The organism is Undibacterium umbellatum (assembly GCF_014284125.1).
In the GTDB taxonomy this organism is placed as follows: Bacteria; Pseudomonadota; Gammaproteobacteria; order Burkholderiales; family Burkholderiaceae_D; genus Undibacterium; species Undibacterium umbellatum.
The window spans coordinates 140,030-163,153 of sequence record NZ_JACOFX010000016.1; the positions used below are offsets into that span (position 1 = coordinate 140,030).

At 51.1% G+C, this 23,124-nt stretch carries 24 protein-coding genes and 2 tRNA genes; 5 read left to right on the plus strand and 21 right to left on the minus strand.

Annotated features, from left to right (window positions below):
- The 3 genes from H8L47_RS23075 to H8L47_RS23085 form a co-directional block, all read right to left on the minus strand.
- Nucleotides 1-1,185 carry an isovaleryl-CoA dehydrogenase gene (locus H8L47_RS23075; protein ID WP_110257510.1) on the minus strand — a complete coding sequence of 395 codons (1,185 nt, stop codon included), beginning with the start codon at nucleotides 1,183-1,185 and terminating at the stop codon, nucleotides 1-3.
- A gap of 85 nt (nucleotides 1,186-1,270) precedes the next feature.
- A complete protein-coding gene (locus H8L47_RS23080) occupies nucleotides 1,271-1,729 on the minus strand; it encodes a PaaI family thioesterase (RefSeq protein WP_186955958.1) in 459 nt (152 codons plus the stop codon).
- A gap of 152 nt (nucleotides 1,730-1,881) precedes the next feature.
- Nucleotides 1,882-2,277 (minus strand): MerR family transcriptional regulator, encoded by a 396-nt coding sequence (locus H8L47_RS23085; RefSeq protein WP_186955959.1) that lies wholly within the window; start codon nucleotides 2,275-2,277, stop codon nucleotides 1,882-1,884.
- 457 nt (nucleotides 2,278-2,734) lie between these two features.
- On the opposite strand from H8L47_RS23085, the gene H8L47_RS23090 reads away from it, so the two are divergent.
- Entirely contained in the window at nucleotides 2,735-3,808 is a 1,074-nt protein-coding gene (locus tag H8L47_RS23090; protein WP_186955960.1) for an MBL fold metallo-hydrolase, read from the plus strand.
- 54 nt (nucleotides 3,809-3,862) lie between these two features.
- Here the strand turns inward: H8L47_RS23090 and H8L47_RS23095 are convergent, their stop codons facing one another.
- The 6 genes from H8L47_RS23095 to H8L47_RS23120 all read right to left on the minus strand — a co-directional run bounded on the left by H8L47_RS23095 (nucleotide 3,863) and on the right by H8L47_RS23120 (nucleotide 7,553).
- Nucleotides 3,863-4,336 (minus strand): nuclear transport factor 2 family protein, encoded by a 474-nt coding sequence (locus H8L47_RS23095; RefSeq protein ID WP_186955961.1) that lies wholly within the window; start codon nucleotides 4,334-4,336, stop codon nucleotides 3,863-3,865.
- 10 nt (nucleotides 4,337-4,346) lie between these two features.
- Nucleotides 4,347-4,691: a GFA family protein gene (locus H8L47_RS23100; protein WP_222616655.1), complete on the minus strand. Its 345-nt coding sequence runs from the start codon at nucleotides 4,689-4,691 to the stop codon at nucleotides 4,347-4,349.
- 52 nt (nucleotides 4,692-4,743) lie between these two features.
- Complete coding sequence (locus H8L47_RS23105) at nucleotides 4,744-5,169, minus strand: VOC family protein (protein ID WP_329605486.1); 426 nt, start codon at nucleotides 5,167-5,169, stop codon at nucleotides 4,744-4,746.
- 115 nt (nucleotides 5,170-5,284) lie between these two features.
- Entirely contained in the window at nucleotides 5,285-5,803 is a 519-nt protein-coding gene (locus H8L47_RS23110) for a hypothetical protein (protein ID WP_186955964.1), read from the minus strand.
- Nucleotides 5,804-5,811: 8 nt separating this feature from the next.
- Nucleotides 5,812-6,618, minus strand: a complete 807-nt coding sequence (locus tag H8L47_RS23115; RefSeq protein ID WP_230413881.1) for a glutaminyl-peptide cyclotransferase — start codon at nucleotides 6,616-6,618, stop codon at nucleotides 5,812-5,814.
- Nucleotides 6,619-6,674: 56 nt separating this feature from the next.
- A complete protein-coding gene (locus H8L47_RS23120) occupies nucleotides 6,675-7,553 on the minus strand; it encodes a TolB-like translocation protein (protein ID WP_186955965.1) in 879 nt (292 codons plus the stop codon).
- A 128-nt stretch (nucleotides 7,554-7,681) separates the two neighbouring features.
- Here H8L47_RS23120 and H8L47_RS30120 point away from each other — a divergent pair, with 128 nt between their 5' ends.
- On the plus strand, nucleotides 7,682-7,804 hold the full coding sequence (locus H8L47_RS30120) for a hypothetical protein (protein WP_268978087.1): 123 nt from the start codon (nucleotides 7,682-7,684) through the stop codon (nucleotides 7,802-7,804).
- A gap of 63 nt (nucleotides 7,805-7,867) precedes the next feature.
- On the opposite strand, the gene H8L47_RS23125 is transcribed toward H8L47_RS30120, so the two are convergent.
- The gene (locus H8L47_RS23125) at nucleotides 7,868-8,749 is read right to left on the minus strand and encodes a hypothetical protein (RefSeq protein ID WP_186955966.1); all 882 of its coding nucleotides are present in this window, start codon (nucleotides 8,747-8,749) and stop codon (nucleotides 7,868-7,870) included.
- A 303-nt stretch (nucleotides 8,750-9,052) separates the two neighbouring features.
- Here H8L47_RS23125 and H8L47_RS23130 point away from each other — a divergent pair, with 303 nt between their 5' ends.
- Nucleotides 9,053-10,909 (plus strand): glycoside hydrolase family 13 protein, encoded by a 1,857-nt coding sequence (locus H8L47_RS23130; RefSeq protein ID WP_329605484.1) that lies wholly within the window; start codon nucleotides 9,053-9,055, stop codon nucleotides 10,907-10,909.
- A gap of 115 nt (nucleotides 10,910-11,024) precedes the next feature.
- Entirely contained in the window at nucleotides 11,025-11,918 is an 894-nt protein-coding gene (locus tag H8L47_RS23135; RefSeq protein WP_329605485.1) for a DMT family transporter, read from the plus strand.
- Here the strand turns inward: H8L47_RS23135 and H8L47_RS23140 are convergent, their stop codons facing one another.
- From H8L47_RS23140 to H8L47_RS23180, 9 genes are all read right to left on the minus strand, one after another.
- Nucleotides 11,919-12,272: a CZB domain-containing protein gene (locus H8L47_RS23140; RefSeq protein WP_186955967.1), complete on the minus strand. Its 354-nt coding sequence runs from the start codon at nucleotides 12,270-12,272 to the stop codon at nucleotides 11,919-11,921.
- Nucleotides 12,273-12,351: 79 nt separating this feature from the next.
- Nucleotides 12,352-12,891: a carboxymuconolactone decarboxylase family protein gene (locus H8L47_RS23145; RefSeq protein ID WP_186955968.1), complete on the minus strand. Its 540-nt coding sequence runs from the start codon at nucleotides 12,889-12,891 to the stop codon at nucleotides 12,352-12,354.
- Between the two features lie 226 nt (nucleotides 12,892-13,117).
- Nucleotides 13,118-15,520 carry a TonB-dependent receptor plug domain-containing protein gene (locus H8L47_RS23150; RefSeq protein ID WP_186955969.1) on the minus strand — a complete coding sequence of 801 codons (2,403 nt, stop codon included), beginning with the start codon at nucleotides 15,518-15,520 and terminating at the stop codon, nucleotides 13,118-13,120.
- Between the two features lie 164 nt (nucleotides 15,521-15,684).
- The gene (locus H8L47_RS23155) at nucleotides 15,685-16,491 is read right to left on the minus strand and encodes a helical backbone metal receptor (RefSeq protein ID WP_186955970.1); all 807 of its coding nucleotides are present in this window, start codon (nucleotides 16,489-16,491) and stop codon (nucleotides 15,685-15,687) included.
- Nucleotides 16,488-17,270 (minus strand): SDR family oxidoreductase, encoded by a 783-nt coding sequence (locus H8L47_RS23160; RefSeq protein ID WP_186955971.1) that lies wholly within the window; start codon nucleotides 17,268-17,270, stop codon nucleotides 16,488-16,490. The genes H8L47_RS23155 and H8L47_RS23160 overlap by 4 nt, the downstream gene beginning before the upstream one ends.
- A 58-nt stretch (nucleotides 17,271-17,328) precedes the next feature.
- Nucleotides 17,329-18,072 carry a thiol:disulfide interchange protein DsbA/DsbL gene (locus H8L47_RS23165; protein ID WP_186955972.1) on the minus strand — a complete coding sequence of 248 codons (744 nt, stop codon included), beginning with the start codon at nucleotides 18,070-18,072 and terminating at the stop codon, nucleotides 17,329-17,331.
- 37 nt (nucleotides 18,073-18,109) lie between these two features.
- Nucleotides 18,110-18,745 (minus strand): SPOR domain-containing protein, encoded by a 636-nt coding sequence (locus H8L47_RS23170; RefSeq protein WP_186955973.1) that lies wholly within the window; start codon nucleotides 18,743-18,745, stop codon nucleotides 18,110-18,112.
- Between the two features lie 61 nt (nucleotides 18,746-18,806).
- Nucleotides 18,807-20,519: an arginine--tRNA ligase gene (gene argS, locus H8L47_RS23175; RefSeq protein ID WP_186955974.1), complete on the minus strand. Its 1,713-nt coding sequence runs from the start codon at nucleotides 20,517-20,519 to the stop codon at nucleotides 18,807-18,809.
- Nucleotides 20,520-20,677: 158 nt separating this feature from the next.
- A complete protein-coding gene (locus H8L47_RS23180) occupies nucleotides 20,678-21,208 on the minus strand; it encodes a DUF6622 family protein (protein ID WP_186955975.1) in 531 nt (176 codons plus the stop codon).
- Nucleotides 21,209-21,414: 206 nt separating this feature from the next.
- Between H8L47_RS23180 and H8L47_RS23185 the strand changes: the two genes are divergently transcribed.
- Nucleotides 21,415-22,323, plus strand: a complete 909-nt coding sequence (locus H8L47_RS23185) for a recombination-associated protein RdgC (protein WP_186955976.1) — start codon at nucleotides 21,415-21,417, stop codon at nucleotides 22,321-22,323.
- A gap of 338 nt (nucleotides 22,324-22,661) precedes the next feature.
- On the opposite strand, the gene H8L47_RS23190 is transcribed toward H8L47_RS23185, so the two are convergent.
- Nucleotides 22,662-22,738, minus strand: a tRNA-Asp gene (locus tag H8L47_RS23190).
- Between the two features lie 32 nt (nucleotides 22,739-22,770).
- Nucleotides 22,771-22,846, minus strand: a tRNA-Val gene (locus H8L47_RS23195).
- Nucleotides 22,847-23,124 lie beyond the last annotated feature (278 nt).

A 23,124-nucleotide genomic window follows, 5' to 3' on the forward strand; every position in this document is an offset into this window, starting at 1 on the left:
TTATTTGGTTTCTGCAAACAATTCACGGCCTATCAACATACGGCGTATCTCGCTGGTGCCCGCGCCAATTTCATACAACTTGGCATCGCGCCATAAGCGACCTACCGGGTATTCGTTGATATAGCCATTGCCACCCAGGGTCTGGATGGCTTCGCCTGCCATCCAGGTGGCTTTTTCTGCGGAATACAGAATCGCTCCCGCCGCATCCTTGCGCAGGGCTCGCACTGCTTCTGGCGTAGTGGCACGGTCGCAAGCCTGGCCGACAGCATAAACATAGGCCTTGCAAGCCATCATGGTGGAATACATATCCGCCAGCTTGCCTTGCATGAGCTGGAATTCTCCAATAGGCTGGCCGAATTGCTTGCGGTCATGCACATAAGGAACTACTGCGTCCATACAGGCTTGCATAATGCCCAGAGGGCCGCCGGACAGGACGGTACGTTCAAAATCCAGACCAGACATCAACACATTGACGCCCTTGCCCAAGCCACCGAGCACGTTTTCTGCCGGAACTTCACAATCCTCGAACACCAGCTCGCCTGTATGGGAGCCGCGCATGCCGAGTTTGTCGAGCTTTTGCGCAATGCTGAAGCCTTTAAAGCCTTTTTCGATCAGGAAGGCCGTCATGCCGCGTGGGCCAGCTTCCAGGTCGTTCTTGGCATACACGACCAGCGTATCCGCATCAGGGCCATTGGTAATCCACATCTTGGTGCCGTTCAGTACCCAGCGGTCACCCTTCCAGTCGGCGCGCAGCTTCATGCTGACGACGTCGGAACCTGCATTTGGCTCGGACATGGCGAGCGCGCCTATGTGTTCACCGCTAATCAGTTTTGGCAGGTATTTGGCTTTTTGCTCTTCTGTACCATTGCGCTTGATCTGGTTCACGCACAGATTGGAGTGGGCACCATACGACAGGCCGACAGAGGCAGAAGCGCGGGAAATTTCTTCCATGGCAATGATATGGGCCAGGTAGCCCATGTTTGCGCCTCCGTATTCTTCACTGACTGTCACACCCAGGATGCCCAGGTCACCCATCTTGCGCCACAAATCCATGGGAAACTGGTCGCTACGGTCTATCTCGGCGGCACGCGGGGCGATTTCTGCCTGGGCAAATTGCTGCACGGCTTCGCGCAAAGCGGCGATGTCTTCGCCGTGATCAAAAGTCAAACCTGGTAAATGGAGCATGTCGTCCTCACACTTTTATAAAATTAAAATTTGCTGGCTTATGTTGACTTATGATCAAGCATGCCAGCCTTGTTAAGCCTATAGCCTACATCCTGGATTCTGCCTTGGGTATCACAAACAAAGTCTGTTGCATGATGGCACAGAGTTTTTCCTGGCCTTGGTGCACGACAAAGACTTCTGCGCTGGATACCACCAGGGTTTTACCTGCCTTTAATACCTTGCCACGGGCGATCAAGGTATCACCCTTGCCGGGTGCAACGATATTGATCTTGTATTCTGCAGTTAAGCACTCACTCACCGGCATCAATTGGGTATTCGCGGCATAGCCACCTGCTGCATCGGCTATCGTACCAATCACACCGCCATGGAAATAGCCATGCTGCTGGCTGACTACATCACTGAAAGGCAGGCTGATTTCACATGCACCGGGAGTGATGCTGGTCAGACGGGCATTCCAGGCCATCAAAGCACCCTGGGCATTAAAGCTTTCCAGCAAGCTCAGGGCCAGTTTGTGATCCAGTGACTGTGTTGCCTGATTATTCATGAAGCCCCCATTACTACGGAAAAACCATCTCAGACAAAAATAATACGTCTAATTGACGTTTACGTAAACGTCAATTCATTGATTTGCTACTTTTCACCTACCGACTTATCAGCAAATTTGTCGTATTTGCAATATGTATTATCGAAAATATCTTATTTTTCTGCATGGTCCAGTTGCCCCAGCAAACTACGGCTCTTTTCTTCATGCGCGCTAATTTCGGCCAGCATGATTTCTATATCTTCGCGCTGTTGTTCCAGCGCTGCCCTGTGTCTGGCCAGCACCACCAGGAAACTCTGCAACTGTACTTCGGTATCCTTGGGAGAACGGTACATATCGACCAGGCTCTTGATATCTGACAGACTCAGGCCCAGGCGTTTGCCACGCAGGGTCAGCTTCAGGTGAGTGCGTTCCCGCGTCGTGTAGACACGGTTGCGGCCGCCGGGACCTTCACGCGTAGGGCTCAGCAAACCCTGGTCTTCATAGAATCGTATTGCCCTTGGGGTAATATCAAATTCGCGGGCAAGTTCGGTAATGGTATAGGTGGCCATGGTCAATCTGGTGATAAAACACAGAAACAGTTTTCTGATTACAATCTGCACTTGATGCAGTTGACGTTAACGTCAAATAGTTTTAAATCGCATTGTAGGCTATTCCAGCGCTTCTGGAGTCATCCATAATGAGAAAACAGGTAGCAGATAGGGGGTGTTGACATATCTTTTAGTCAAGCGAATGGGTGAGAAACCTTGTCTGGCTAGGCGTGCGGAGCGCTGCTTGGCGAGCCAAGTGAGCGACGCACAACAACGCCAGGCGAGGTTTCTGGCCCATTCCCTCCGGGTTCACCCCATGTCGAGGGCTGGACTGCAGGGTTTGCAAGATTCTGCGTCTTGTCAGGGGCACCAGCCCTGACTGCACCACACGCCTTGCCAGCCCTCGATATGGGGTGAACGCTTTGTCTAAAAGATATGTCAACACCCCCTCGCCTCCACAATAACAACAGAGACAGCCATGAACTTACTAGAACAACAACTTCACTATCCTTTCGGCGAAACCTTGCCCGACAGCGGCAAGACAATGGAAATCGCCCCGGGCGTGCTGTGGATACGCATGGGCCTGCCCTTTGCCCTCAACCATATCAATCTGTGGCTGCTGGAAGACGAAATAGAAACCAGCCAGGGCAAGGTGCGTGGCTGGACGGTTGTCGATTGCGGCATAGCCAGCGATGCCACCCGTGATGCATGGGAGATTTTGTTCGGCGACCTTAACAACCATTTGCGTGGTTTGCCCATCATCCGCGTTCTTGCCACCCACTGCCACCCCGACCATATAGGCCTGGCTGACTGGCTGTGCAGCCGCTGGAATGTACAACTGTGGATGACGGCAGGCGAATATGCCTTTGCCCGCATGATGTCGGCCAGCCTGCCGGGTGCTGACGGCACGGCCATGTTCCCGCATTTTCGCAAGCATGGCCTGGTCGATAGCGGCATGCAGGAACAGATACAGGAAAGAAAAACACACTACACCAGGCTGGTGCCGACTGTACCAACTGCCTACCACCGCATGCAAGAAGGGCTGGATGTCATCATCAACCAACGTCACTGGCAAGTCATCACCGGTTTTGGCCATTCACCTGAGCATGCGTCCCTGTATTGCGCAGAGCTGAATATCCTGATCTCTGGCGATATGCTGTTACCGCGCATTTCTACCAATGTCTCGGTATTTGCGATAGAGCCGGAAGCCAATCCTGTACAGCAGTATATGGATTCATTGCAAAAATACCTGCCACTGCCAGAAGATGTGCTGATCCTGCCCTCACATGGCAAACCCTTCAAGGGCTTGCATACTCGTGTGCAGCAATTGCAAGACCATCATACCGAACGGCTGGAAGAAGTAAAGACAGCCTGTGCCACGCTGCAGTCCGCGATGGATATCGTCCCCATCATGTTCCGCCGCCCGCTGGATTCTCATCAACTGACTTTCGCCATAGGCGAAGCGCTGGCCCACTTGCACAAGCTCTGGTATGACGGTGTCTTGCGCAGGGAAATGGGTGAGGATGGTGTGCTGCGTTTTGTAGTGAAATAAGCGTTAAATAAGTCTGAAAAAATATGGCCCCGTGTTGCAGCGGGGCAGTATTTTTTATTCCTGCGGTATTTTACTGATCTGCACACTGACTATCTGCCATTTGCCATCACGCTGCACATAGATATCGATATAGCGGTAATGAGAGGTAAAGGGCTTACCGTCATAGCGCCCCGTCATTCTGGTGCGACCACTGACTAGGGCCACATTGCCATACAGGCGCACTTCAAAATCCTCTACCGTGTAGGGATCAATTTCCAGCTTGGCCGACATCAGTCCATTCACGAAACTGGTCTTGGTTTCGATATCACCGCTAGCATCTATCTGGCGGAAATCTTCCGCCATATTGGCTTCGATCGCGGCCTGGTCCTTGCGGACAATGGCCTTGTCCCAATCGTCAGCCAACTTTGTCAATTGCGCCACCAGTGCATCACGCTTTGCGTCAGTGGCGCCAGTTGCATGTGCAGGCATGAAACCCAGGCTGAAAATGGCCAGCAATAAACCAGCCGTACCCAAGTGTTTTTTCAACATCCTTATCCCTTTACAAAGCACGGCCATCATAGTGATGCACAGGTATGGCCGCCAGATCTATATCTTCAAGGCAGCGCAGATTGATGGCAGCCACCTTGTTGCCTTTTGGGTCTACGCCTTCTGCATAGGGATGCATGCCGCAAGTAGGGCAAAATTTATGCTGAATCACGTGCTTATTGAAGATGTAGGTACTGGCAGCATCTTCTGCAGTCAGCAAGTGCAAATTAGTGAATGGCACAAACCACAGCAGCGAACCCTTGCGCTGGCAAATGGAACAATTACAAGAGAGTCCGCTGTCTATCTCGCCCTCTACTTCAAATGCGATTTTGCCGCAATGGCAGCTGCCTTTATGCATGAACATTTACTCCCGAATTGGTTGATGAATGCTTGATGAATTTGCCCTAAGCTTATTTATCCTGCCAGTATTCACCGGGCCGATAATTACCGAAATACCAGAGATGGCCTTCGGTGTCTAGCACCATATAACCCCGGGCACCATACTCTTCTGTCTGCAATGGCCGCACCAGTTTTGCACTGGCAGCAATTGCCACTGCATAATGTGCATCCGGGTCGGCCACAAAGACGCTGAGCGCCTGTGAAATGCCATTCAGGGATTTGGGGCTGACATGATGCGTCTCGGCCTTGGGCGAGCTGATCATGACCACGCCTGTACCCAGGCTCAGTTCAGAATGCTCTACCCTGTTACCCTCGCCGGGCACGACAAAACGGCAGGTAAAACCAAAGGCACGCACCAGCCAGTCTATCGCGGCTGGGGCATCATCATAAATCAGGCTGGGATAAATATCGGATGGGCTGCGGTAAGGCTCAGACAGGACACTTTCCTCTCATGATAGAAAGACCGGGCTGGCAAGCTCTGTTTATATACAAAAAGGCAAGCAACTACAAGCCATGACTAGCCATAGCAAACCATTTCAGGCATCAGACTGATTATTTCTGTGTGTCTCTCTCGCGGCAACTGAGCATGGCGTAATCTGCCTTGGCTAATTTATGAGCAATACCAAATGTCTTCAGCCTGTCAAACACGTCCGCATGCGGGGTGAAAGTACAAGCATTTTTTTCGGCAAACTCTTGTACTGCCCGCGTATCAACATTGGTCTTTAACATCAGGCCCATGCCAGGACTGACACAGCAGCCTACATACTTATCCATGTATTCTTCTTCCAGCAAAATCAATGTATGCCCCATGAAGCTGGCTGGTTTTTGCAAGAGATAAAAATCAATGTAGTCGGCACGCTGCTGCGGCTTTTTACTGATGATCGCGGCTTGTTGGTAAGCCCGTATCACAGGCCTGGATTCGGCCAGCCTGTCTTGCCCGTCTGGTTTGATTTTGAGGGCCAGGATGAGCTGGTTTTCCAGCCTGGTATCAGCCGCCAGACTATGCGCAGAGAGCGTGCTCAGCAACAAGCTCATCACAGCGCAAGCCAGGCAATACAGTATTTTATGCATGATGATGTCTAACGCTTGATTAAACGGATTTCAAACAATTTTGGCCACAATTTACCGGTGACGAATAATCTGTCTTTGGCTGCATCATAGGCAATGCCATTGAGTACATCGGGCTGATTCAGGATACGGTCACCCATGGGTAATATTCCATTCAAATTGATCCAGCCTGTAACCTTGCCGGTTTTGGGATCAATGCGGGCGATCATGTCGCTTTGCCAGATATTGGAAAAAATCTCGCCTTTTACCCATTCAAGCTCATTCAACTGTTCTACCGGTTTGCCATCTGCGGTCACCTTGAGGCGGCGGGTTTCGCGCAGGGTTTCCGGGTCAAGAAAACGCAATTCTGCGGTGCCGTCGCTCATGATGATTTCTTTATCATTGCGCGTCAGGCCCCAACCTTCACCTCTATAGGCAAATTCTTTTTTAAAGGCAAAGCTGTCCAGATCCAGCACGTAGCCAGCCTGCGAAGTCCAGGTAATACCTATCAGGTGCTTATCCCACCAGGTGATGCCTTCGCCAAAAATCTGTTTGGGTAAATCGGCCTTTTGCAGCACTTCTCCCGTTTCCAGCCTGAGCTTGCGTACAGATGAGCGCCCATGCAAACCCGTACTTTCATACAAAAAACCATCCTTGAAGAACAAGCCCTGGGTGAAGGCATTTGGATCATGCGGATAGGTGCGCACGACTTCATAGGTGTAAGTGGGAATCGATGCTGGTGCCGCCTGAGCACTACTGGCAGGGACAAATCCCACAAATATGATGAACAAACCTGAAATTACGCCGGTATAGCGCTGTAGCCACTGCATTTTTTTCATGCAAATATCCTGTCCTGAGCAAGCGGCATCATACACCTGCCTGCAATCTTCCTGCCTCAGCGTCTGCTTCTGTACTGTTCGGCATCAAAGGGGAAAGAATAGATATTTTCTATAAACCTGTCACCTTGTTTAACTTGTCGTGACAAATAAATACGGCCCTGATGTACCAGAGGGCAAAATTCTGCTGCCGCTGAATTAATGGTCTGGCCCAGGTTGACAGCCTCAGTCCACTTGCCCTGTTCGCGGAAGCTGATATACAGATCGACATCCCCATAGCCTCCGGGTCTGGTGGAAAAATAGATCAGATAGCTTTCGTCAGGCGCAACATACGGATTGGATTCGCGCTCTTTGCTATTGATAGGTGGCCCCAGATTTTCCGGCGTCTGGTAGGCTCCATTAATGAAACGGGATACATACAGGTCAGATTGCTGGGCAGCTTCTTCATTTTCTTTCATGAAATAGATATTGCCATTCGCGGCAATCGAAGCTGAAGATTCGGAGGCATCGGTATTGATGACATTGCCGAGGTGATAGGCAGCCCCCCAGCCATCCGCAGTTTTGCTGGAGGCCCAGATATCAAAGCCCTTGCGCTCAGGTTTGCCCGGCACTGGCCGGTTGGACTGGAAAATCAGGGTCTTGCCATCGGGGCTGATGGCAGGATCGATGTCCTTCCATTGGGTATCTCTGGAAAAACTTGCTATCTGGGGAGTTTGCCAGACACCGTTGACCCTGCTTGAACTCATGATGCGCAAAGCTATCCGCCGACCTTGCGATTGCACCCAAAATGCCTGATTCCCATCTGGGGATAAGGCCAGTCCAAAAACACCGCCATCAGAAATCAGGCCGGGTTGAAACAGGGCAGGATCAGCTTGGGCTTGGGCAGTGCTGGCTAGCATGCTGCAAGCAAACAGCAAGGCTTTGAGAACAGGCTTCATGATGAACACTCCAGGACAAAGCAGAATGGGGTAGCTATTTCATAATCAGGAACAGCAAAACAGCTTGCAGCAATTGAGACTGTCAGCATGAAAAATAGTTCTACCTGTATCAATGAGGATGAGTTTGCGTGAACACGCAAGGTGAATACGCGTTTGCTCACAAACGCATAGGGGATGCGAATCTGTCATTGCTGACAGACGAGGCCAGACGTCGATCAGGTGACAAACTGATTGCGCCAGCCCCGTTGTGAGGAATTATTCTTGATTGCCCTAAAGCACGAATCCGCCTGGAAGTCAGCAGGTCTGAAGCATGACTAGCCCGGCACCTTGGTCGGATCAGCCAGATGAGCCAGATAATAAGGATCAGCCTGTGCAGCCAAATTAACACCCTTCGAGTTAGCAAATGCCGCATAGGGCGAAGCCAGCAAGGTCTGGTTACGGATTTCTATATTTTTTTGATTCCAGACGTTATTTTCAGCGCATAATTTTTCATACGCAATTTCATAGTTTTTAAGTTGCTCACCCCGGTCAACCGTTCCCGCAACTGCTACCGGGTATTTCAAGGAGTGCACGGAATCTGGCCTGGGGTCAGGATTAAACACCAGGTTTGCTGCTAGCAAGTTAGTGCCGCCACCTGGATTGCTGGGCTCGACAAAAGCAGATGGATTGGTGGGGTCATACACCCTGTATGGCGGATGTGTGGTATTCACCGGAGCAATGGTGGGAGCGGGTGCCACCACAGGCGGGGTTGCTGCAGGTGCTTTTGCTACAGCAGGAGTCGTGACTGCTGCCGTAGTCACTTTGCTGCCAGTGTCGCCGGTGCTGGCCATGGTGGTAGTGGCCGCTGGTGCGCTAGCGACAGGTGCGACAGTCGGGGCTGCTGCGGGGGTAGAGGCTGGTGTAGATACAGGCGCAGCCGCTACCGGAGGTGCCTGCCATTGCTCACCCAGAGCCGCCAGGCTCGCTTGTATTTGTGAGACCAGATCAGTCGCATAGCCATTACCGTTCAAGAGCGTGCTGCTTTTTTCTTTCAAACTGGTAACCAGCTCGGCCTTGGTTTCTGGCTTGACTGCGGTTTGCAGAGCCGTCTTGAATTTTTCTGCATTTTGTTCCACATCTGCCAGCCGGGACTTGAGCTTGCCTTGCAAGGCTTGCACGTCGCTGAAAATGCCATGTAAATTTGAAATATCTTGCATATATCCTCCCCGGATGCGAGCTACACTTTTGTGCAACCCTTGCTTTTGCTGAGATCGCTCAGCCTGATTTGATAAGCTAGAAAATATCAAACAAAGCGCCTGCTTGAAGCTCAAAAAAGAGGCAAAATCCGGCCCCAGTTCTGGCTTTGAATTGGCTTAGCCACTCCGGCCACCGTTGCATATGTAATCAAAATACATAGCCTGCTTGAATAAAATATCCAAAATCAAACGATTAATTTAGAATCAACGAATAAATGTAGTTTTAGTACAAAATATAAATCAGCTTATTATTAAGGAGACCCAGTGAAAATCACTGACTTTGCACGCCTGTACATCAGTTTGCTGGTCCTGACTCCAGCATTTGTCCAGGCTCAGCCAGCCATGGAGCATGTAGAACCCGGCTTTTGGTGGGTAGGAATGAAGAGTGACAAGTTGCAAGTCATGTTACATGGCAAACAAATTGCCACTTACACACCACGCATTGATTACCCCGGCGTGCAAATCAAGGGCATACATAAGCTCAGCAATCCCAATTACCTGTTTCTGGATTTACAGATTGCGCCAGCCACCCGCTCCGGTAAATTCGATATACGCATGCAGCAGGGTAATCAGCAATTTACCATCCCCTATGAACTCAAGGCGCGTGAAAAAGGCGCGGCAGAACGACGCGGTTTTGGTCCATCAGATGTGATCCTGAATCTCATGCCTGACCGTTTTGCCAATGGTGATGCCGGCAATGACCGCTTGCCCGGCTTTGTCGACAAGCTGGACCGCAACGATGCCAGTGCTGGTCGCCATGGTGGCGACCTCAAGGGTATACGCGATCACCTCGGCTATATTGCTGGTATGGGTTACACCATGCTATGGCCTACCCCAGTAGTTGAAAATAATCAGCTGGCATATTCCTACCATGGTTATGCCGCCACTGATTATTACAAGATTGATGCCCGCCTGGGCAACAATGAAGAATACCGGCAACTGGTGGCCGATGCCAAAAAACAGGGCATAGGCGTAATCCAGGATATCGTACTCAACCATATCGGTGATGGCCACTGGTGGATGAAAGACTTGCCCAGTAAAGACTGGCTCAGCTATAACAGTGAATTTGTACCGACCTATCATGCACGCACCACTGCCAGCGACCCGTATGCATCTGCCATAGATAAAAAGAATTTTACCCAAGGCTGGTTTGAAGTCCATATGCCAGACATGAACCAGAACAACCCGCTGGTGGCGAACTACCAGATACAAAATACCATCTGGTGGATAGAATATGCCGGGCTGGCGGGTATACGGGCAGATACCTATGGCTATTCTGACCCAGGCTTTCTGACGGAATGGTCACGCCGCATCATGCATGAATATCCGCACCTGACACTGGTGGGCGAAGAATGGTCTGACAATCCCAATCTGGTGGCGCACTGGCTGCGTGGGCACAAGAATGCAAATGGCTATGTCTCGCATATGCCCAGTATGATGGATTTCCCCTTGCACGACACACTGCGTAAGGCATTGGTCGCGCCAGAGAACCTGCACTCTGGTTTTGCCACGTTGTATGAAGCCCTGATCAATGACCAGCTCTACCCACAACCATCATCTATGGTGCTGTTTGAAGGCAATCACGATGTCAGCCGCCTGTATAGCGCCCTGGATGAAGATCTGGATTTGTTCAAGATGGCGATCACCTATGTCGCCACCATGCCGCGCACGCCGCAGTTTTATTATGGTACCGAGATTTTGATGACGAGTACCAAGCATAGGGATGATGGTGCTTTCAGAAAAGACTTTCCTGGTGGCTGGGCGGGTGATGCAGTAAATGCATTCACTGGCGAAGGGCTGACTGCCAGACAACTGGAAGCACAGGCCTTTATCAAAAAGCTGCTGAACTGGCGCAAGACGCAAAGCGCAATACACGGTGGCAAACTGATGCACTTTGCACCGCAGAATGGTATCTATGTTTACTTCCGCTACAACCAGAAGCGCAAAATCATGGTGGTAATGAACAAGAATATGACTGAGACAGAACTGACAACGGTGCGCTTTGCAGAGATATTGCCTGCAAACGCAAAGGCAAAAGATGTTCTGAGCGGGCAGGACTTTGAACTGGCGCAGAAAATAAAGGTCGCTGCGCGCGGCGTCATGCTATTGGAGATCGATTAGGGCGTGCAGACATGTCTTTTAGTCTGAAAGATATGTCTGCAAACCTTAGACCACCGAATCACGAGAGACATGATTTTAGTGTAGGCTAACAGGCTTTTGCATAGCGTACGCCAACGTGAACAAAGCCCCTGTCTCCACTTATCTGAAACTTGTCTGTGTTGCCCTGTTCTGGGGCGGCACTTTCATTGCCGGGCGTCTGGTCGCCAAGGAAATCCCGCATATGATTGCGGCCTTTATCCGTTTTGCCGTCGCCAGTGTTTTATTATTGTTGCTGGCATGGCGGCTGGAAGGTGGCTTGCCCAAGCTCAGCAGGCAGCAAATGCATGCCACCTTTGCGCTGGGCGCGACGGGTATCTTTTTGTACAACCTGTGTTTTTTTGCTGCGCTGGAGAATATGCCTGCCGGGCGCACTGCCCTGTTTGTGGCCTTGAACCCGATAGTCACTGCGCTGGCACTGGCCTTGCTGTTTGGCGAAAGGCTGAGTGCGGTACGCTGGCTGGGCATCATGGTGGCTTTTGCTGGTGCCGCTGTAGTGATTACCCGTGGCGATTTGATCGGCGCGGTGCATGATTTATCGCAATCGCTAGGCAAGGGCGAATTGTTCATGCTGACTGCGATTTGCGGCTGGGCAGCCTATACCATCATAGGACGGCATGCCTTAAAAGGACTGTCACCAATTGCTGCCACCACGTATGCCTCACTGTGGGGTTTGCTCTTGCTGGGCCTGGGGGCAGTGCTGGAATTGCCGCGCTTTGAGCATGCCCGCATGAGCTGGCAAGTATTGGCTTCGCTGGTGTATCTAGGTGCTTTTGGCACGGTCATTGGTTTTGTCTGGTATTACGAAGGCGTGAAATGCATAGGCCCCTCACGCACGGCAGTCTTTAATAATCTGGTGCCGGTATTTGGTATCAGTCTGGGGGCGCTGATCTTGGGTGAACCTATCTTGCCATCGATGATAGTTGGAGGTTTGCTGGTCATTGCCGGGGTGAGCTTGACCAACAAGACCTGATCATGCATTAGCAACAGATTTTTTCAGTTTCATGATGCCAGTGGCGATTTGCCTTGATACGCCTGTGTAGACAGGCCCATTCAACATATTCTCTGCGGCAGAATACTGACCAACGTTGATCAGGCTGGCGACTCTGGCGGCAGCAACATGAAATTGCTTGTGTGCGTCGATCAGATGGGCAAACTCTGGCAAATGACCATTTTGCTGTTTGCCTTCATGGTCCAGCCAACAACCGATTTCACATTGATGGATGTTGGATACTTGCGCAATATCCATTTGTGATTTCTTGCCTATAGCAGCACGAAATTTAACTTTCCATTCGGCATGTTTACTTATTGCTGATTCCAGATCCATGATTTACTCCATCTGATTGAATGTTGTATTACTGACGAGGAGTTTGCTCCCCGTCAAGAACCACTGGGTTTGCGAAGGATTAGCGCGGATTTACTCTAGGAAAATCCACATCTGTGTGCGACACGTTATTGACATAGTTGGTCAATACATTCAACGCCACGTTCAAGACAATTTCTATGACCGCAGCTTCATCAAATCCGGCTGCACGCAAATTGGCCAGTTCAGTATCGCTGACACGGCCGCGCTGTTCTGCGACTTGACGGGCAAATTGCAAGGCTGCATGGGTTTTAGTATCGGCGGCTTGTGCACCACGCGCCGCGTCGATATCGGTATCGCTGAGTTTTGCCAGATTTTTGCCAATGTAGGCGTGCGCTGCCAAACAATAATCGCAGCCATTGTATTCTGCGATAGTCAGTGCAATACGCTCGCGCAGTTGTGCGCTCAGGCTGCCTTTGGCGAGTGCACCGCTAAGTGACAGATAGCCTTCCAGTGCTGCCGGACTATTGCCAACCAGTTTCATCAAGTTGGGAACCATGCCTAATTGCTGACTCACGGCAGCCAACAATGGCTGGGAAGCTGCAGGGGATGTTTCTACGCTAGGAATAGTAATGCGGGACATGTGAGACTCCATTCAAATCAGGTTTAAGGGATTCGCGTTTTGTATCTGCACCGCGAATGGTGTAACTTTGCCTTATTCCGATAGAGAAAAGAATGCTCATCATTTGAAATTCATTGTTCCACATTTTGGAATTATAAGAAATTGAGGATGCCAGAAAAAATGGCCTGGCATTTGCATGCAGGCCATTTTTTTCGCGGGCAGGGGTTATTTCCCTAGGTGAGACAAATTAAAACTTCTTCCAGAGTTTCAGAAAGTAAGATGCGCCACCCAGGCCAAACTGCACACTGTCATAGTAGAAACCATTATCTGTTTCATTCGGGTCCTGGCGGGTAGGTTTGACGTTGAAAATATTGTTGCCGCCTACAGTCAGCTTGGTGGTGTCATTGAAGGCATAGGTCAACGCCACGTCAGCCGAGGTCTTGGGTTCGTAACGGGCATTTGGCACACCGGATGCGGTGCCTGAGAAAGTGCCCAGGGTTTGTGAACCATAATGGATGACTTTGAACTCGCTGGCCCATGGGCCTTGCTCATAATTGAAAGCCAGGGTGGCTTTCATTCTTGGGCCGCCTTGCTCTATGAACAGGCGTTCACGTTCAGACAACAAGACATCTTCATAGCCTTTCAAAGATGGCGGAGCCTGTACCTTGGTGACTTCAGTCGTGCTGTAATTCAAACCGAGGTATGTCGCCAACTTGCCAGCACCCAGATTGGTTTTATGTGAAGCAGTCAAATCCAGACCCTGGGTCTTGGTATTGATGGAATTCACAAAGAACTGTGCCTGGCCTACACCCAGCGCCTGCAGGGTAGTACCCAGAGCCGGGTAATTGTCAGCATCAAAACGACCGGACAAGACGATACGATCGGCGATATCGATACGGTACAAATCGGCTGTCAGCGCAAACGCATTATTCGGTTTGAAAGTCAGGCCGAGCGTGTAGTTTTTCGAGGTTTCATCCTTGAGTTTGGGGATGCCTGCCGCATTGGCCACTGCACCACCGTTTGGTGCCAGCACCACATCCATAGGTACGCCGCTGATGAAGTCGGTGAAGGTGGAAGAGAAATGCACTTGTTGTAGAGACGGCGCACGGAAACCTGTACTGACCGAGCCACGCAGCAAGACTTCATCTGCCACTTTATAGCTGCCTGCCAGCTTGCCCGTCAGGGTAGATCCGAAATCACTATAGCGCTCACCTCGGATTGCTGTCTGCAGCTTGAAGCGGGTGGTGATATCTGTTTCTACATCGACATAGGCAGCGATGCTGTTTCTGTTTTTGTCAGTACGGTCACCAGGCTGGAAACCGGGGAAACCCTGGCTACCGGCATTGCCGCCAAAACCGAGGCCATCAACGTCATTGTAAGAACCTGCCTCGCCAGCCGTAATCTTGTAGTTTTCACGACGGTATTCAGCACCGAAGGCGACGTTGACGCCATTCATGAAGCCATCAAAGAAGCGGCTGAAATCCAGATTGGTGGTGGCTTGTGAGAAAGAAAAACCACCCGCATCAAAACTGCTGGGACTGATACCTTTGCCACCAGCCAGCAAGTCTTTATTGGCAATCGATGCGTTGATGGTATTGCTGACGTTGTACTTCAGTTCATTGAAGCCATAGGTCTGCGACAGGTCAGCACGCCATTCGCCTATGTCCCATTTATAGCCTACGGTGCCGTAGATGTCATTGATATCGCCATTGATATAGGGCACGAAACCATTAGGATACATGGCGGCAGAATTGCGGGAAGGAATGTCGTCAGAACCTATGCCACCGCGCGCCCAGGCAGCAGAAGATGCCTTGCGTTGTTGCGCGCCCAGGGTGAAATACAGTTTGTCATTGCCACCGTTGGGCACTTCACCATTCAGGTAGACGGTAGGGCCGGTGACCTTGGTGTCGCCGATGGTACGTGGATTGCCAGGGTCGGCACGGTTGGAACGGCCACGGTCAGTATATTCTACCGTGATGCCGAACACGCCTTTTTCACCCAGGGCGATGCCGCAATAAGCGGATGGCAGATAGTTTTTACCATCGCCGACAGAATACTGGCTGTAACCAAAGCTGGCTTCGCAGCCCAGGTTTTTCTTCAGGCTGATATCCATGACACCGGCAATCGCGTCAGAGCCGTATTGGGCGGCGGCACCATCACGCAAGACTTGCACATTGCTGATCGCCATGACCGGGATGGCATTCAAATCTGTACCGGTATTGCCACGGTTGCGGGCACCAAACAAGTTCACCAGCGCGACGGTATGGCGGCGCTTGCCATTCACCAGCACCAGGGTCTGGTCTGAACCCAGGCCACGCAGGGCGGCGGAATCCACCAGATCAGCACCATCGGCACCAGTCTGACGCGTGGAATTGAAAGAAGGCGAGATATTTGCCAGTGTCTGGGCCAGGTCAAACTGACCGCCCTGCTCTGCGGCTTTGGAAACCGAAATGAAATCGACAGGCAAAGGAGTATTGGTGGCGCTGGTATTGGCACGGCGCGAACCAACGATAGTCATGGTTTGCATGCCGGCTTCAGGGGCTTTTTCTGCCGCGGGAGCAGTTTGCGCACTCACCATGACGGGTGTAAAAACAGTTGCTGCACTCGCACCATACAGGGCAAGTAAAATCGCTTTGCGCATCTTACTCATAACAAACTTCTCCAAGAATATATAGAAAACCTTAACTGGTATGCCCAGAAGTATGGTTGTCCAGATATTAGAGTGTCAATTATTGTGCTGTGCAGTGTGGCATTTTTGTGTAAATTGTATAGACGTATTTCGAATTTGGCACTGTTAGGCGAAATTGCATAACCTTATTGCTTGCTTAAACCTCGCAGGTATTGCAAACCAGCAATTGCCCTACTGCCATACCAGGACAACATTTCACCATCGACCAGTTGCACAGGCAAGCCTAGCTGCTTCTCCAGCGCATCCACATGAGTTTCGGTAAAGCGGTAGGGTTCGGTTGATAGCAGCACACGGTCTATGGGATGCTCAACGGCGCTGCTCCACTGAAAACCGGGGTAACGCAAGATGCTATTCGGTGGCGACCAGGTTTGCCAGCCTATCAGGGCCAGCATGGCGGCGATATAGGTGTCACGGCTGACGGTCATCCATGGATCTTGCCAGATGCAGTAAACGACACTCTGGGTATGGTCTGGCACAGGGTCCAGGGCGGCATAAGCAGCTTCGAATTGAATACATAATTCCTGCGCTTTTTCCTGCACACCAAATATCCCGCCCAGCAATTGATATAACGCCAGATTATCGCGTGGCACCAGTGGATGGGTAACGATTACATGGGGGATGAATTGAGCCAGGGTTTCCACAGTTGGCTTTTCATTTTCATCGATATTGACGATCAAATGGGTGGGTGCCAACTGGCGGATTTTCTCTATATTCACATCCTTGGTGCCACCGATCTTGGGGATATCCTGCACCACGGATTTAGGATGTATGCAAAAACCGGTACGCCCGACCAGATAGCGTGACAAGTCCAGCTCACACAGCAATTCTGTAATCGAGGGCACAAGGCTGACGATGCGCGGCCCAGCCCCGGCCTCTGCATCAGCCTCATAGGGTTGATGCAGCGTACCCAACGCGTCGACCAGCCTGCTCATGCCTGGTCTGCGGCACGCGGCTTGCGGCGTGCCCTGGCAAACACAGCGTCATATAGCCCGTTAGGCAAGATGCGCATCAATTTGGCGACCACACCCATTTGCCAGGGGATGACGCGGTAAGTATTGCCCCTTTCGATTGTGCGTAATGCAGATGCACAAAACGCCCTGACTGGCATCAGGAAAGGCATGGGATAAGGGTTACCCCTGGTCATGGGCGTATCGATATAACCGGGGGCGATAGTCACGACACGTATGCCACTGTCGCGCAATTCCACCCGCAGCGATTCGCAATAACTGATGACTGCCGCCTTGGATGCGCAATACGCACCAGCACCCGGCAAGCCACGTATGCCAGCAACACTGCCTATGCCGACCAGGCGGCAATCAGTATTGCGCGCATAAGTTTTCATGGCATTGATGAAGGGTGAAAAAGTCGCTACCGTGGCGATCAGATTGGTTTGCAATATGCTGTCAAACACCTTGATGTCACTGGCATATTCACTGAGCGTGCCAACCGAGATACCAGCATTGGCAATCACGATATTGACCTGTCCCACGGCCTGCATGAAATCATGGGCTGCCCCGGCCAGAGCCGCATGATCGGTGACATCCACTGCATAGACATGGTGCTGGCCGGGATTGGGCAAGCTCTGCCGCAATCCCTCCAGCACTTCCTGACGGCGGGCCACCAAACCCAAAGTGGCTCCTTGCTCAGCGTAAGCCCTGGCGAGTGCCGCACCTATGCCTGAGGATGCGCCAGTGATAAAGACAGTTTTCATGATGTCCAATGAAAAAAGTCCGCCGTGGTGGCGGACTTGCTGCAATGAGGAGGTGTGCTTATTTCTTTTTGGCCGGTGCATTGACTGAGGCTGCTGGTGCAGCCGCTGCCGGAGCCGGAGCCAAAGTATTTCTTTCCTTCTGTATCTTGGCGATCATGAAATCGAGAACCTGGATTGCGGCGCGATTTTGCACTTCTTCTGTCACGCGCGACATCGTTGCGACTGCCATGACAGGCGAGGTCACATAGCGGCCATCAATGGCAATGGATGGCACACCATCAATTTGATAGGCACTCGCCAACTGGGTGGCGCGACTCAATTTGCTATTAATGGAGAAGGAGTTATACACGTCGGTGAATTTTTGCTTGTCCAGGCCAGACTTGCTGACAAAATCCATGATATCAGCGTCAGTTTGCAGGCGATTGCGATTGACATGGAAAGCCTGGAAAGCCTTCATATGATATTCGTCAGCCTTACCCATGGCTTCCATGCTGAAGTAGAGTTTTTGCTGCGGGACCAGCTCATGAAAATTCACGTGTATGCGTTTAAAGGAAATATTATCACCCTGTTTCTTGACCCACTCAGCCAGCAAAGGCTCCAGTGCATAGCAATGTGGGCAAAAATAGCCAAAAAATTCTATCACTTCAATTTTCTTGCCACCTTCTACAGGCTGGGGGCGCTTGAGTACCTGGTATTCAACACCCGCCTGCGGCGCGGTGGGAGTGGCACTGACAGCCGCAGCCACCAGGGACAAACCAGCCAGCATGAACATGCGACGTTTGATTTGACTGAAGAATTGCATCACGATTCCTTTGCTCGATTACTCAATGATCCGAAGATTATTTGACGGTACGCACAACAGCGACATCAACGCTATTCTCTGACAACCTGGAACGGGTACGGTTCATTGCTTCCAGTTGTGAATACGGACCCAAGCGCACATGATACATGGTGCCGGAGTCGGACGTTTTTTCCAGAATACGTGCTTCAAAACCGATCAATGCCAGTTTGGCACGGCTATTTTCTGCCGCTGCCTGTTCCTTAAACGCGCCAACCTGCAAAAAGTAAATATATTTTTCGTCGGCATTATCATGCTTGGCCGCTTCTGCAGCTTTCTCGGCTTTTTCAGCGGCCTTTTCTGCTGCAGTTTTTTCAGGTGGCTTGGCTTCTACAGGTTTGGGAGGAGGCGGCGCGACAGTTTCTGCAGGTTTGCTGGCCGTCAATTCCTTATTGGCTTCCTTGACCGCATCCTTGTTGCCATACAGAGGCTTGTTCGGATCTTGTAATTGCGTGAGAGGAATGTCAGCCTTGTCCGATTTACCATTTTTATTGGTAAACGGTGTCGATGTCTTGGTAATGACCATCGCCACACCCACGGCGATAGCCAGACCAATCACCAGACCAATAATGATGCCAGTAAGAGTGCTGCCACGCTGGCCATTCTTTTGTTTTGGGGCGTTCTGTTGAGCTTTCATGCGTCTCCGACGTGTTGTGTGAGCTTGTTTTCAGCTAGTTTCTTGGCTTGGGCCTGCTGGCTTACATCTTGTTAGGTGCGGACACACCCAACAGTGCCAGGCCATTACGCAAGACCTGGCGGGTTGCCAGCATCAATGCCAACCTGGCCAGTTTGGTTGCTTCATCATCAACCAAAACCCGCTCAGCATTGTAATAGCTATGCAACTCACCTGCCAGATCGCGCAGGTAGAAGGCGACCTGGTGCGGGCCGAGTTCATCCAGGGCTTTTTCTAAAGCCTCAGGATATTCTGCCAGCTTGGCCAGTAAACTGGCTTCGCGTGGTGCTGTCAATGGTGACAGGTCGACATTGGACAGCGGTGCAAAAGCGGCTTCATCAGTCGCATATTGCGCCAGTACCGAGCAGATGCGGGCATGAGCATACTGAACGTAGTACACCGGGTTTTCATCTGAACGCGCGAGCGCAACGTCGACGTCAAACACGAATTCAGTATCTGCCTTGCGGGAAATCAGGAAGAAACGCACGGCGTCACGGCCACGCTGTTCATCACCACCAGCCGACCATTCGATCAGGTCGCGTACGGTGACATAAGAACCGGCTCGCTTGGAAATCTTGACCTCGGCGCCATCCTTCATAACGGTCACCATCTTGTGCAGGATATAGTCAGGGTAGCCTTGCGGTATGCCGACATTCAAGGCCTGCAAGCCGCCTCGTACCCTGGCTATGGTGCCATGATGGTCACTGCCCTGGATATTGATGGCCTTGCGGTAGCCACGCTCCCATTTGGTGACATGGTAAGCCACGTCTGGCACGAAGTATGTGTAAGTGCCATCCGACTTTTTCATGACGCGATCTTTGTCGTCACCGTAGTCAGTGGTGCGCAGCCACAGGGCGCCTTCCTGTTCGTAGGTTTTGCCTGCTGCCTTCAGGGCGGCAACCGTCGTCTCTACCTTGTTATCTTTGTAGAGAGAAGTTTCAAGATAGTAATTATCGAATTTGACGCCAAAAGCCAGCAAGTCGGCATCTTGCTCACGACGCAGGTAAGTAACGCTGAAATGGCGTATGGATTCAATATCATCAACATCGCCACTGGCAGTCACTGGCGCGCAGTCACCCGCTGAAACGGTTTGTTTTGCTAAAAAGTCTTGTGCAATGTCCGAGATATAGTCGCCGTTATAGGCAGACTCTGGCCAGCCAGCATCACCAGGCGCAAAACCTTTGGCGCGGGCTTGTACCGACAAAGCCAGGTTATTGATCTGCACACCCGCATCGTTATAGTAAAACTCACGGCTGACGGCATAGCCTTGCACATCCAGCAAAGCAGACAAGGCGTCACCCAACGCGCCCTGGCGACCGTGGCCTACATGCAGGGGACCAGTAGGGTTGGCAGAAACAAATTCCACCACCACTTTTTCACCGGCACCGCGCTGACTTTTGCCAAATTCTGCCCCCTTTTGCAAAACTGTCGTCACGACAGCCTGCTTGGCCGCAGTAGCAAGACGTATATTGATAAAGCCAGGACCGGCGATTTCTACGCTGGCAACCAGCGGACTAGCTTGTGCTTCTACAGCAGCCACGATAGTCTGTGCCAGCTCACGCGGATTCTTGCGCAGTGGCTTGGCGATCTGCATGGCGATATTGCAGGCAGCGTCACCGTGAGAAGGATCGCGTGGGCGCTCCAGCGCTATCACAGGCTTAAGCTCGGAACCCACCAACAGGGGTTCAACTGCGTTCTGGAATAATTTCAATAATTCTTGTTTTTGTTCAGCTAGCATGGCACAGAATTTTTATTGTATTTTGACAATAAATAAAATAAGGACAGGGGACATTATACTGTCTACCCTGCCCCCTGTCTGAGATGCTGCAAGCTAAACTTGCATCTTCTTGTTACGAATTACTACTCATTCTCCTGCTATAACTGCGCTATCGCGTTTTATGCTGTTACCTGGTTTGTAAATACTGATTTCTCAGACATTGCTTGTTTATACATAATCAGGACACGCAGCATTTTGCCCAGGAACAAACCGCTAAACAAACCAAATAAAGCTGTGCTGATCAAGGCAAATTGCATATTTGTGTGCAGCGCTGGATTAACGTGCAAGGCAACATTGACGATGTATTTCATGACAAAGATAGCCATCATCATCACCAGCGGGCCCCAGCTGCCACGGTAAAACACCGTGCCCCTGTCTGCCAGGATGCGGATATTCTTGTCGCTGACCATATTCCAGGAGACTGCGGCGGCAGCTGTCATCGTCGCCAGCCATGCTGCGAGCACCAGAGGATCAGCACCAAAACCGGACAATATGCCTTGAATAGACAAGGCAAGCATGACCAGAGGAATGATGACCACTGCCCTGACTGTCAATTCGCGATCAACGCTGGACTTGATGCCGCGAAAGGCCAGAAAGCCCAGGATTGCCCATACATAGATTGGTGTGTTGCTGATGAGTTGGTTCAACATGATGATTTCCTTGAGTGCTGTTAGCGCTACTGATGTCGTTTCGGTTTGTTTGTGCTGCTGCGATGGAAGAAGTATTGCAAAGTCGACCCAGCCTGTATGCCGGAAAGCGACGAAGCCTCACTTCTTGCCGCGAAAGCTGTATTTTTGGTCGTGAGTGGCTCGGCGCAGGCGTGTAGAATGCTAGGTTTTCTTCGTCTGGATACGCTATGTGGTTCAAGAATCTACAAGTTTTTCGTCTGACAACTCCCTGGAAGATCACTGCCGAGGAGTTGCATGCCCAATTGTCACGCATTGCGTTTTCACAATGTGCCTCTAACGAGATGCAAAGCCAGGGCTGGGCATCGCCACGCAATAATGACCAGCTGGTGCATAGCGTGAATCAGCAATTCCTGATTTCGCTGGCAACAGAAAAGAAATTGCTGCCTTCCAGTGTCATCAACCAGGTGACCAAGGCACGCGCGCTGGAAATAGAAGAAGAACAAGGCTTCGCACCTGGCCGCAAGGCGATGAAAGACTTAAAAGAACGCATCACTGAAGAATTATTGCCACGCGCCTTTGGCGTCAAGCGCAATACCAATGTTTGGATTGATCCTGTGAACCGCTGGCTGGTCATTGATGCCTCCAGCCCCTCCAAGGCGGATGAGGTCATCAAACTTTTGCTGAAGTGCTGCGACAAGCTCCCACTGGAAGGCTTGCGCACCAAAACTTCCCCACAGGCAGCCATGACAGGCTGGCTGGCCGGTAACGAAGCGCCCAAGGGCTTCACCATAGACCAGGATACAGAATTGAAGTCTTCTACCGAAGACAAGGCCACCGTACGTTATGTGCGCTATACCCTGGAACCGGACGATATCCAGAAACATATTGCTGCTGGTAAGCAATGCACCAAGCTTGCCCTGACCTGGGATGACAAGGTCAGCTTTGTGCTGACTGATACATTGACGATCAAGCGCATCAAACCGCTGGATGTGCTCGATGAAAGCAAGGACAAGGGTAGTAATGAGGAAGAACGCTTTGATGCTGACTTTGTGCTCATGACTGCCGAGCTGGCAAGCTTGCTTAGTGATGTGGTGTTTGCACTGGATGGTGAGATGGACAGCGCACAGGCTGCGTGATGAACTGACGGCTCTTGTCCCATCAACCCCCGCTCAAGTAATTGGCGGGGGTTTTGTTTTGCGCGCAACATTTATGAAAGGCTGGAGAGCTCTCAACACAGAGGCACAAAGGAAGGAAGAGCTGCTTGCAAGCAGCCTTCGTTATGCAGGCAAAGGTATACCGTTCGAAATCCCTGCTACGCCACAGAGTCGCAATGAGAGATTAGTCTGTATGCCAGGTGGCCGGATTTAATATGGGAGAACGGAAATTAGAGGCGCAGAGGAATTGCAGAGCTTGAAGTGCAGGAAAATGCGGACGAAAAAAAAGACAAGCATCGCTTGTCTTTTTTCTTTATAACTGGCGGAGCGGACGGGGCTCGAACCCGCGACCCCCGGCGTGACAGGCCGGTATTCTAACCAACTGAACTACCACTCCGAAACTACTTAACCGTTCTTGCTGTTTATCTGTGGTGGGTGCTGAGAGGCTCGAACTCCCGACCTACGCCTTGTAAGGGCGCCGCTCTACCAACTGAGCTAAGCACCCATATTCTTGCTTAGTCAGATAAACTTAATGTGTGTCACCACATCAACAGAAGCAAAATTATACTGCATAATCTAACTTCTTGTCTAGTCTTTTCTCCAGCTAATTTCACTAAGATCTGTGAAACCACTTACAAAATCGACTATTCTCACTTAAAGCAAAACCCCCGCTTAACTGAATAAGCGGGGGTATGCGGAATAAAAGCCTGACGATAACCTACTTTCACACTGGTTGCAGCACTATCATTGGCGCGTAATCGTTTCACGGTCCTGTTCGGGATG

Coding starts and splice junctions, on each gene's coding strand:
- H8L47_RS23075 (WP_110257510.1), bottom strand. CDS start 1,185: ATGCTCCATTTACCAGGTTTGACTTTTGATCACGGCGAAGACATCGCC.
- H8L47_RS23085 (WP_186955959.1), bottom strand. CDS start 2,277: ATGGCCACCTATACCATTACCGAACTTGCCCGCGAATTTGATATTACC.
- H8L47_RS23160 (WP_186955971.1), bottom strand. CDS start 17,270: ATGAAAACTGTCTTTATCACTGGCGCATCCTCAGGCATAGGTGCGGCA.
- H8L47_RS23170 (WP_186955973.1), bottom strand. CDS start 18,745: ATGAAAGCTCAACAGAACGCCCCAAAACAAAAGAATGGCCAGCGTGGC.
- H8L47_RS23145 (WP_186955968.1), bottom strand. CDS start 12,891: ATGTCCCGCATTACTATTCCTAGCGTAGAAACATCCCCTGCAGCTTCC.
- H8L47_RS23090 (WP_186955960.1), top strand. CDS start 2,735: ATGAACTTACTAGAACAACAACTTCACTATCCTTTCGGCGAAACCTTG.
- H8L47_RS23155 (WP_186955970.1), bottom strand. CDS start 16,491: ATGAGCAGGCTGGTCGACGCGTTGGGTACGCTGCATCAACCCTATGAG.
- H8L47_RS23150 (WP_186955969.1), bottom strand. CDS start 15,520: ATGAGTAAGATGCGCAAAGCGATTTTACTTGCCCTGTATGGTGCGAGT.
- H8L47_RS23110 (WP_186955964.1), bottom strand. CDS start 5,803: ATGCATAAAATACTGTATTGCCTGGCTTGCGCTGTGATGAGCTTGTTG.
- H8L47_RS23180 (WP_186955975.1), bottom strand. CDS start 21,208: ATGTTGAACCAACTCATCAGCAACACACCAATCTATGTATGGGCAATC.
- H8L47_RS23165 (WP_186955972.1), bottom strand. CDS start 18,072: ATGCAATTCTTCAGTCAAATCAAACGTCGCATGTTCATGCTGGCTGGT.
- H8L47_RS23095 (WP_186955961.1), bottom strand. CDS start 4,336: ATGTTGAAAAAACACTTGGGTACGGCTGGTTTATTGCTGGCCATTTTC.
- H8L47_RS23115 (WP_230413881.1), bottom strand. CDS start 6,618: ATGAAAAAAATGCAGTGGCTACAGCGCTATACCGGCGTAATTTCAGGT.
- H8L47_RS23185 (WP_186955976.1), top strand. CDS start 21,415: ATGTGGTTCAAGAATCTACAAGTTTTTCGTCTGACAACTCCCTGGAAG.
- H8L47_RS23125 (WP_186955966.1), bottom strand. CDS start 8,749: ATGCAAGATATTTCAAATTTACATGGCATTTTCAGCGACGTGCAAGCC.
- H8L47_RS23120 (WP_186955965.1), bottom strand. CDS start 7,553: ATGAAGCCTGTTCTCAAAGCCTTGCTGTTTGCTTGCAGCATGCTAGCC.
- H8L47_RS23100 (WP_222616655.1), bottom strand. CDS start 4,691: ATGCATAAAGGCAGCTGCCATTGCGGCAAAATCGCATTTGAAGTAGAG.
- H8L47_RS23080 (WP_186955958.1), bottom strand. CDS start 1,729: ATGAATAATCAGGCAACACAGTCACTGGATCACAAACTGGCCCTGAGC.
- H8L47_RS23140 (WP_186955967.1), bottom strand. CDS start 12,272: ATGGATCTGGAATCAGCAATAAGTAAACATGCCGAATGGAAAGTTAAA.
- argS (WP_186955974.1), bottom strand. CDS start 20,519: ATGCTAGCTGAACAAAAACAAGAATTATTGAAATTATTCCAGAACGCA.